General features: G+C 67.4%; 7 protein-coding genes. 6 read left to right on the top strand and 1 reads right to left on the bottom strand.

What is annotated here, in order from left to right; all coding sequences use genetic code 11:
* The first annotated feature begins 301 nt into the window (after nucleotides 1-301).
* Nucleotides 302-1921, top strand: coding sequence for an FMN-binding glutamate synthase family protein (locus DIE16_RS25685; RefSeq protein ID WP_124893659.1), 1620 nt, complete (start codon nucleotides 302-304; stop codon nucleotides 1919-1921).
* Nucleotides 1922-2015: 94 nt separating this feature from the next.
* Here the strand turns inward: DIE16_RS25685 and DIE16_RS25690 are convergent, their stop codons facing one another.
* Nucleotides 2016-2627 carry a glutathione S-transferase family protein gene (locus DIE16_RS25690; RefSeq protein WP_044848297.1) on the bottom strand — a complete coding sequence of 204 codons (612 nt, stop codon included), beginning with the start codon at nucleotides 2625-2627 and terminating at the stop codon, nucleotides 2016-2018.
* A gap of 187 nt (nucleotides 2628-2814) precedes the next feature.
* Here DIE16_RS25690 and DIE16_RS25695 point away from each other — a divergent pair, with 187 nt between their 5' ends.
* From DIE16_RS25695 to purH, 5 genes are all read left to right on the top strand, one after another.
* Complete coding sequence (locus DIE16_RS25695; RefSeq protein ID WP_124487987.1) at nucleotides 2815-4212, top strand: aminopeptidase P N-terminal domain-containing protein; 1398 nt, start codon at nucleotides 2815-2817, stop codon at nucleotides 4210-4212.
* A gap of 113 nt (nucleotides 4213-4325) precedes the next feature.
* A complete protein-coding gene (locus DIE16_RS25700) occupies nucleotides 4326-5504 on the top strand; it encodes a UbiH/UbiF/VisC/COQ6 family ubiquinone biosynthesis hydroxylase (protein WP_124487988.1) in 1179 nt (392 codons plus the stop codon).
* 136 nt (nucleotides 5505-5640) lie between these two features.
* Nucleotides 5641-6708, top strand: coding sequence for a tRNA dihydrouridine synthase DusB (gene dusB, locus DIE16_RS25705; protein ID WP_006751898.1), 1068 nt, complete (start codon nucleotides 5641-5643; stop codon nucleotides 6706-6708).
* Nucleotides 6705-6938 carry a Fis family transcriptional regulator gene (locus DIE16_RS25710; RefSeq protein ID WP_006476892.1) on the top strand — a complete coding sequence of 78 codons (234 nt, stop codon included), beginning with the start codon at nucleotides 6705-6707 and terminating at the stop codon, nucleotides 6936-6938. The genes dusB and DIE16_RS25710 overlap by 4 nt, the downstream gene beginning before the upstream one ends.
* Before the next feature lie 44 nt (nucleotides 6939-6982).
* The gene (purH, locus tag DIE16_RS25715; RefSeq protein ID WP_044848279.1) at nucleotides 6983-8548 is read left to right on the top strand and encodes a bifunctional phosphoribosylaminoimidazolecarboxamide formyltransferase/IMP cyclohydrolase; all 1566 of its coding nucleotides are present in this window, start codon (nucleotides 6983-6985) and stop codon (nucleotides 8546-8548) included.
* The last annotated feature ends 142 nt before the right edge of the window (nucleotides 8549-8690 follow it).

The raw sequence follows: 8690 nt of genomic DNA on the forward strand, positions 1-8690 counted from the left end.
AGATGCAGGGTCTATTCATGTATGGAACGCACATGCGTTGCCACGAGAACGGCCGCTCGCGAGGCGCGCGACGCCGCGAATACTGACGTATTCGCAAGGAGCGCAACGCGGCGAGCGGCCGTTCTCGTGGCAACCCCAAATTAAGAAATTCATGTCACGGGAATGCCCGAAATCGCCCGCATGGCGGCGTCGCTCGTCACTTGTTTGGCTCGGCCAAACGGCGCTCCTCGCTCCTTGCCCTGCGCGCGCTTTCGGGCATTCGCATGCGCGTTCCATACATGAATAGACCCTAGGAGTCCCCATGCTTTCCAGACGCTACCTCGCGATGTGGTGTGCCGTCCTGCTGCTCGTTGCCGCGGCCGCGCTCGCATCGATCCACGTGCTTTCCTGGCTGTGGATCATCATCCCCGTCGCCCTCGTCGCCGTCGGCCTGTACGACCTGAACCAGGACCGTCACGCGATCCTGCGCAACTACCCGCTCTGGGGCCATTTCCGCTTCCTGTTCGAGTTCATCCGGCCTGAAATCCGCCAGTACTTCGTCGAGGACGACACCGACGAGAAACCGTTCTCGCGCGCGCAGCGCAGCCTCGTCTACCAGCGCGCGAAGAACGTCGCCGACAACCGCCCGTACGGCACCGAACTGAACGTGAAGTCCGTCGCGCACGAATGGATCAGCCACTCGCTCGCGCCGACGAAGCTGCCGAACCACGACTTCCGCATCCGGGTCGGCGCGAACCGCGCGCAGCCGTACGACACCTCGATCTTCAACATCTCGGCGATGAGCTTCGGCTCGTTGTCCGCGAACGCGATCCGCTCGCTGAACCTCGGCGCGAAGAAAGGCGGGTTCGCGCACGACACCGGCGAAGGCTCGCTGTCGAAGTACCATCGCGAAAACGGCGGCGACATCATCTGGGAAATCGCGTCCGGCTACTTCGGCTGCCGCAATGAGGACGGCACGTTCAACCCGGACAAGTTCGCGAAGCAGGCCGCCGATCCGCAGGTCAAGATGATCGAGATCAAGCTGTCGCAAGGCGCGAAGCCGGGCCACGGCGGCGTGCTGCCGGCCGCGAAGATCACGCCCGAGATCGCCGAGACGCGCGGCGTGCCGATGGGCAAGGACTGCATCTCGCCCGCGACGCACTCGCAATTCTCGACGCCGCGCGGGCTGCTCGAATTCGTCGAACGGCTGCGCACGCTGTCGGGCGGCAAGCCGACCGGCTTCAAGCTGTGCATCGGCCATCCGTGGGAGTTCTTCGGGATCGCGAAGGCGATGCTAGAGACGGGCATCGTGCCCGACTTCATCGTCGTCGACGGCGCGGAAGGCGGCACCGGCGCGGCGCCGCTCGAATTCACCGACCATGTCGGCGTGCCGCTGCAGGAGGGCCTGCTGCTGGTGCACAACACGCTCGTCGGGATCGGCGTGCGCGATCGCGTGAAGATCGGCGCGAGCGGCAAGATCATCAGCGCGTTCGACATCGCACGCACGCTCGCGATCGGCGCGGACTGGGTGAACTCGGCACGCGGCTTCATGTTCGCGGTCGGCTGCATCCAGGCGCAGCACTGCCACACCGACCGCTGCCCGACCGGCGTCGCCACGCAGGACCCGGTGCGCCAGCGCGCCCTCGTCGTGCCCGACAAGGCCGAGCGCGTGTTCAACTTCCACCGCAATACGCTGCACGCACTGCAGGAACTCGTGCAGGCGGCCGGCCTCGGCCATCCGTCCGAGCTGCGCGCGCATCACATCGTGCAGCGCGTCGCGCCGCACGAGGTGCGGCTGATGTCGCAGCTGCTGAAGTACCTGAAGCCCGGCGCGCTGCTCGACGGCCAGACCTGCGGCTATACGCTGTACGACAAGTGGTGGCCGATCGCGCGCAGCGATTCGTTCGTGCTCGGCGAAACCGTTTACACGTCGATCGAGTAACGCGCGAGCGCCCGCCGCCGGGCGGCTCGCCAAAGAGAAAAGCGCCCCGCGGGGCGCTTTTCTCTTGTCTGCCCGATCCGCGGGCGGCGGCAGGTCAGCCTTGCGGCAACGTGTCGACGAACGTCTGCCGCTGCGACAGCTTCACGAAATGCTTGTCGAGATTCGGATGGCGGTCGCGCCAGTTGAGTTCGGACATCCGGAAGTCGAGGTAGCCGAGCGCGCAGCCGAGTGCGATGTCGGCGAGCGTGTAATGATTACCGACGCACCACGTCTTGCCGCCGAGGCCCTGCGACATCGCGACGAGCGCGTCGTCGATCTTGCGCTGCTGGCGCGCGATCCAGCTCGCGCTGCGCTGCGCTTCGTCGCGCAGCGTGTGTTCGAGACGGATCGCCACGGCCGCGTCGAGCACGCCGTCGCCCAGCGCTTCCCAGCACCGCACTTCGAGCCGCTCGCGTCCCGACGGCGGAATCAGCTTGCCGACCGGCGACAGCGTGTCGACGTATTCGCAGATCACGCGGGAATCGAACACCGCGGCACCATCCTCCATCACGAGACACGGGACCTTGCCGAGCGGATTCGATGCATGAATGTCCGTCTCCGGCGCCCATACGTTCTCGAGCTCCAGCTTGTAGTCGATCTTCTTTTCAGCAAGCACGATCCGCGCCTTGCGGACGTACGGGCTGCTGAGCGAACCGATTAATTTCATCATCTGCCTTTTCAAGGGAACTGCCGAGAGTATACGTTGTCGCCGATCATAACCGGCCGGCGCGGCCCGATAGAAAATCGCCCGTCCGGCCTGTGGATGGTTTGCAACAGCCGCCGCCGAGCCCCGTCCGGCGCGGCTTGCGGCCGTGTCTCTCACGCGCCGCGTCCGGCGGCGCTACAATCGCACGATGAATGCGCCCCTCGATACCGCCATCGCCGTCGACGTCTACCGCCAGCGCCGTGAACGCGTGCTTGCCACACTGCGCGCCGCCGGCGGCGGCGTCGCCATCGTTCCCACCGCGCCGGAAATGCTGCGCAACCGCGATACGGCCTTTCCGTACCGGCATGACAGCTACTTCCACTACCTGACGGGCTTCACCGAGCCGGACGCCGTGCTCGTGCTGAACGCGGCCGGGTCGCACGGCGCGCCGGAATCGATCCTGTTCTGCCGCGCGAAGAATGCCGACCGCGAGATCTGGGAAGGTTTCCATTACGGGCCCGAGGCCGCGCGCGATGCGTTCGGCTTCGACGCGGCCTACGCGGTCGACGTGATCGACACCGAAATGCCGCGCCTGCTCGCCGATGCGGGCACCGTGCACTACCGGTTCGGCGCGTCGGCCGAGTTCGACCGCCAGCTCGCCGGCTGGATCGATGCGGTGCGCGCGCAGGCGCGCAGCGGCGTCGCCGCACCGGACGCGCTGCTCGACCTCACGCCCCTGCTCGACGACATGCGGCTCGTGAAGGACGAACACGAACTCGCGATCATGATGCGCGCCGCACACATCTCCGCGCTCGCGCACCGTCGCGCGATGCAGGTGTGCCGCCCGGGGATCCGCGAGTACGAACTCGAGGCCGAGCTGCTGTACACGTTCCGCAAGCATGGCGCGCAGGCGCCCGCGTACGGCTCGATCGTCGCGGCCGGCGCGAACGCGTGCGTGCTGCATTACCCGGCCGGCAACGCGGCCGCGCGGGACGGCGACCTGATCCTGATCGATGCCGCGTGCGAACTCGACGGCTACGCGTCGGACATCACGCGCACGTTCCCGGCCAACGGGCGCTTCTCGCCCGCGCAGCGCACGCTGTACGACATCGTGCTCGCCGCGCAGCAGGCCGCGATTGACGCGACGCGCGCGGGCGTGCCGTTCGAGGCGCCGCACGACGCGGCCGTGCGGGTGCTGGCGCAAGGGCTGCTCGATACGGGCATCATCCCGAAGACGCGCTTCTCGAGCGTCGACGACGTGCTCGCCGAGCGCGCGTACGCACGCTTCTACATGCACCGCACCGGCCACTGGATCGGCATGGACGTGCACGATTGCGGCGACTACCGCGAGCGGCTCGCCGCGCGCGACGCCAACGGCGCGCTGCCGTGGCGCACGCTGAAAGCCGGCATGACGCTCACCGTCGAGCCGGGCCTGTACGTGCGCGCCGCCGACGACGTGCCGTCCGAATACTGGAACATCGGCATCCGCATCGAGGACGACGCGATCGTGCGCGAGCACGGTTGCGAGCTGATCACGCGCGACGTGCCGGTGGCGGCCGACGAGATCGAGGCGCTGATGCGTGCGGGCGCGGCGCACGGCGCGTGAGCGTACCGCAGGTTGACATCGCGCCGGTGCCGGACCGTCGTTGGCCCGGTGTTGATCTGCCGTTGACCTGCCGTTGACCTGCAGTTGACCGTTACCCCGTTTCACGAACACTGATGACGACCGCTTCCTCCCCGGCCACGCCGGACCATGACCTCGCCATCGTCGGCGCGGGCCCCGTCGGGCTCGCGCTCGCCGGCTGGCTCGCCCGACGCAGCGCGACGCAGCACGCGTCGATCGCGCTGATCGACGCGCGCGAGCCGGCCGCGAGCGCGAACGACCCGCGCGCGATCGCCGTGTCGCACGGCAGCCGCGTGCTGCTCGACACGCTCGGATGGCCGGCCGACGCAACGCCGATCGAACACATCCACGTGTCGCAGCGCGGCCATTTCGGCCGCACGCTGATCGACCGCGACGAGCACGACCTCGCCGCGCTCGGCTACGTCGTGCGCTACGGCTCGATCGTGCAGGCGCTCGCGCAGGCCGTGCGCGGCACGCGCGTCGACTGGCTCACGTCGACCACCGCACGCACGCCGCAACAGGACGCCGACGGCGTCACGCTGACGCTCGACGGCCCGCAAGGCGAGCGCACGCTGCGCGCGCGCATCGTCATCAACGCCGAAGGCGGGCTGTTCCACGAACAGCAGGCCGATACCGGCAAGCATCGCCGCGACTATGGCCAGACCGCGATCGTCGGCACGGTCACCGTCTCGGCGCCGCGCCCGAACGTCGCCTGGGAGCGCTTCACGCACGAAGGCCCGCTCGCGCTGCTGCCGCTTGGCGGTGCCGATTATTCGCTCGTGTGGTGCTGCACGCCCGACGAGGCGGCCCGCCGCGCCGCCCTTCCCGACGACGCGTTCCTGCGCGAACTCGGCGCTGCATTCGGCGAGCGGATGGGCCGATTCGTCGCGATCGCGGGGCGCGCATCGTTCCCGCTCGGATTGAACGCGGCACAGACGCTCGTCAACGGGCGCATCGCGATCGTCGGCAACGCCGCGCAAACGCTGCATCCGGTCGCCGGCCAGGGGCTCAACCTCGGGCTGCGCGATGCGCACACGCTCGTCGACGCGCTGTCCACGCAGGGCTTCGAAGCGACCGCGCTTGCCACCTTCAACGCACGGCGCGCGCTCGACCGGCGCTTCACGATCGGCGCGACGGACACGCTCGCGCGCCTGTTTACCGTCGACGCCGGCCCTCTTCCGCTGCTGCGCGGCGCGGCGCTCACCGCGCTCGAATTCGTGCCGCCGCTCAAGAAGGCGATCGCACGCCAGATGATGTTCGGCCAGCGCAACTGACACGCCGCGCGTTGCGCGCGGTCAGGCCGCGCAAACCGGGTCAAATCGGCGGGGCATGGGAATACGGTAAAATAGCCGTTTTCCCTCCGCCCTTTTTTGCCCGCGACGCCCGGCGCTCGCGGGCGGTGCCATTGCGATGCCCGTTATCGGCTCTCACGTATTGCGTAACAACCTGTTCGTCGCCCCGATGGCCGGCGTGACGGATCGTCCGTTCCGCCAGCTGTGCAAGCGGCTGGGGGCCGGGTACGCCGTGTCCGAGATGGTCGCGTCCAATGCGCAGCTGTGGAAGAGCGCGAAGACGATGCGACGGGCGAACCACGAAGGCGAGGTCGAGCCGATCGCGGTGCAGATCGCCGGCGCCGATCCGGCGATGATGGCCGAAGCGGCCCGCTACAACGTCGACAACGGCGCGCAGATCATCGACATCAACATGGGTTGCCCGGCGAAGAAGGTCTGCAACGTCGCGGCCGGCTCCGCGCTGCTGCAGAACGAGCCGCTCGTGCAGCGGATCGTCGAGGCCGTCGTCGCGGCGGTCGGCACGGGGCCGGATGCGGTGCCCGTCACGCTGAAGATCCGCACCGGCTGGGATCGCGAGCACAAGAACGCGATCACGGTCGCGCGCCTCGCCGAGGCGGCCGGCATCTCGATGCTGACCGTACACGGCCGCACGCGCGCCGACCTCTACCGCGGCGACGCGGAATACGACACCATCGCGGCTGTGAAGGCGGCCGTGCGCATCCCGGTCGTCGCGAACGGCGACATCACGTCGCCGGCAAAAGCAAAGGCCGTGCTCGACGCCACCGGCGCCGACGCACTGATGATCGGTCGCGCCGCGCAAGGCCGGCCGTGGCTGTTCCGTGAAATCGATCATTTCCTGCAAACCGGCGAGCTGCTGCCCCCGCCGCGGATCGACGAGATCCAGCACGTGATGAACGAACACCTGGAAGACCACTACGCGTTCTATGGTGAATTCACGGGCGTCCGTACTGCGCGCAAGCACATCGGCTGGTACACTCGCGGCCTTTCCGGTGCCAACGGGTTCCGGCACAGGATGAACACGCTCGATTCCACCCGCGAGCAACTCGCCGCCGTCAATGCATTCTTCGAGGCGCAAAAGGCGCTGTCGGACCACCTCGTCTACGTCGATGACGAAGAGGAAAACGGCCAGGGCGAGTCGGACGACCATAACCAGTTAGCAGCATGAGCAAGCACAACATCGAACAATGTGTCCGCGAGAGCCTGGACGTGTATTTCCGGGATCTAGACGGCTCCAATCCGCACGACGTCTATGAAATGGTGATGTCCTGCGTCGAAAAGCCGATGCTCGAGGTCGTGCTCGTACAGGCCGGCGGCAACCAGTCGCTCGCCGCGGAGTACCTCGGCATCAATCGCAATACGCTGCGCAAGAAGCTGCAGCAGCACGGCCTGCTGTAGGCGGCCGTCCCGTCCCCGTTTCCCTGGCTATTGGTGGTTCCATCATGATCAAGCAAGCGCTCATTTCCGTTTCCGACAAGACCGGCATCGTCGACTTCGCGAAGTCGCTGTCCGACCTCGGCGTCAAACTCCTGTCGACCGGCGGCACCGCGAAACTCCTCGCCGACGCGGGCCTGCCCGTGACCGAAGTCGCTGACTACACGGGCTTCCCGGAAATGCTCGATGGGCGCGTGAAGACGCTCCACCCGAAGGTGCACGGCGGCATCCTCGCCCGCCGCGACCTGCCCGAGCACATGCAGGCGCTGGAGCAGCACGGCATCCCGACGATCGACCTGCTGGTCGTGAACCTGTACCCGTTCGTCGCGACGATCGCGAAGGACGACTGCACGCTCGCCGACGCGATCGAGAACATCGACATCGGCGGCCCGACGATGCTGCGCTCGGCCGCGAAGAACCACCGCGACGTGACGGTCGTCGTCGACCCGGCCGATTACGCGGTCGTGCTCGATGAAATGAAGGCGAACGGCAACGCGATCGGCTATGCGACCAACTTCCGCCTCGCGACCAAGGTGTTCGCGCACACCGCGCAATACGACGGCGCGATCACGAACTACCTGACGAGCCTGACCGACGAGCTGCAGCACGCATCGCGCAGCGCATACCCGGCCACGCTGAACATGGCGTTCGACAAGGTGCAGGACCTGCGCTACGGCGAGAACCCGCACCAGAGCGCGGCGTTCTACCGCGACCTCGCGGCGCCGGCCGGCGCACTGGCGAACTACCGCCAGCTGCAGGGCAAGGAACTGTCGTACAACAACATCGCGGATTCGGACGCGGCGTGGGAATGCGTGAAGACGTTCGACGCGCCGGCCTGCGTGATCATCAAGCACGCGAACCCGTGCGGCGTCGCGGTCGGCAACGATTCGGCCGACGCGTACGCGAAGGCATTCCAGACCGACCCGACGTCGGCGTTCGGCGGCATCATCGCGTTCAACCGCGAAGTCGACGAGACGGCCGCGCAGGCGGTGGCCAAGCAGTTCGTCGAAGTGCTGATCGCGCCGTCGTTCACGGACGCCGCGAAGCAGGTGTTCGCCGCGAAGCAGAACGTGCGCCTGCTCGAAATCGCGCTCGGCGACGGCCATAACGCGTTCGACCTGAAGCGCGTGGGCGGCGGCCTGCTCGTGCAGTCGCTCGATTCGAAGAACGTGCAGCCGAGCGAGCTGCGCGTCGTCACGAAGCGTCAACCGACCGCGAAGGAAATGGACGACCTGCTGTTCGCATGGCGCGTCGCGAAGTACGTGAAGTCGAACGCGATCGTGTTCTGCGGCAACGGCATGACGCTCGGCGTCGGCGCAGGCCAGATGAGCCGCGTCGATTCGGCACGCATCGCGAGCATCAAGGCGCAGAACGCGGGCCTCACGCTGGCCGGTTCGGCCGTCGCGTCGGATGCGTTCTTCCCGTTCCGCGACGGTCTCGACGTCGTCGTGGCGGCAGGCGCGACCTGCGTGATCCAGCCGGGCGGCTCGATGCGCGACGACGAAGTGATCGCGGCGGCCGACGAGCACGGCATCGCAATGATCCTGACGGGCGTGCGCCACTTCCGTCACTGATCGCACGCGGCCCGCGCGGCCGCCGCACGAAAACCCGGCGGCATCATACCCGCCGGGTTTTTTATGGTTCATCGCAGGAAACCGTGGAGGGTTTGGGAGCGATTGCGTAACCTGACGCCTGACTTTAAGGACGTCAGGAGAG

The organism is Burkholderia sp. Bp9090, assembly GCF_003857985.1.
GTDB lineage: Bacteria > Pseudomonadota > Gammaproteobacteria > Burkholderiales > Burkholderiaceae > Burkholderia.

Coding starts and splice junctions, on each gene's coding strand:
- DIE16_RS25690 (WP_044848297.1), bottom strand. CDS start 2,627: ATGAAATTAATCGGTTCGCTCAGCAGCCCGTACGTCCGCAAGGCGCGG.
- DIE16_RS25700 (WP_124487988.1), top strand. CDS start 4,326: ATGACGACCGCTTCCTCCCCGGCCACGCCGGACCATGACCTCGCCATC.
- dusB (WP_006751898.1), top strand. CDS start 5,641: ATGCCCGTTATCGGCTCTCACGTATTGCGTAACAACCTGTTCGTCGCC.
- DIE16_RS25695 (WP_124487987.1), top strand. CDS start 2,815: ATGAATGCGCCCCTCGATACCGCCATCGCCGTCGACGTCTACCGCCAG.
- purH (WP_044848279.1), top strand. CDS start 6,983: ATGATCAAGCAAGCGCTCATTTCCGTTTCCGACAAGACCGGCATCGTC.
- DIE16_RS25685 (WP_124893659.1), top strand. CDS start 302: ATGCTTTCCAGACGCTACCTCGCGATGTGGTGTGCCGTCCTGCTGCTC.
- DIE16_RS25710 (WP_006476892.1), top strand. CDS start 6,705: ATGAGCAAGCACAACATCGAACAATGTGTCCGCGAGAGCCTGGACGTG.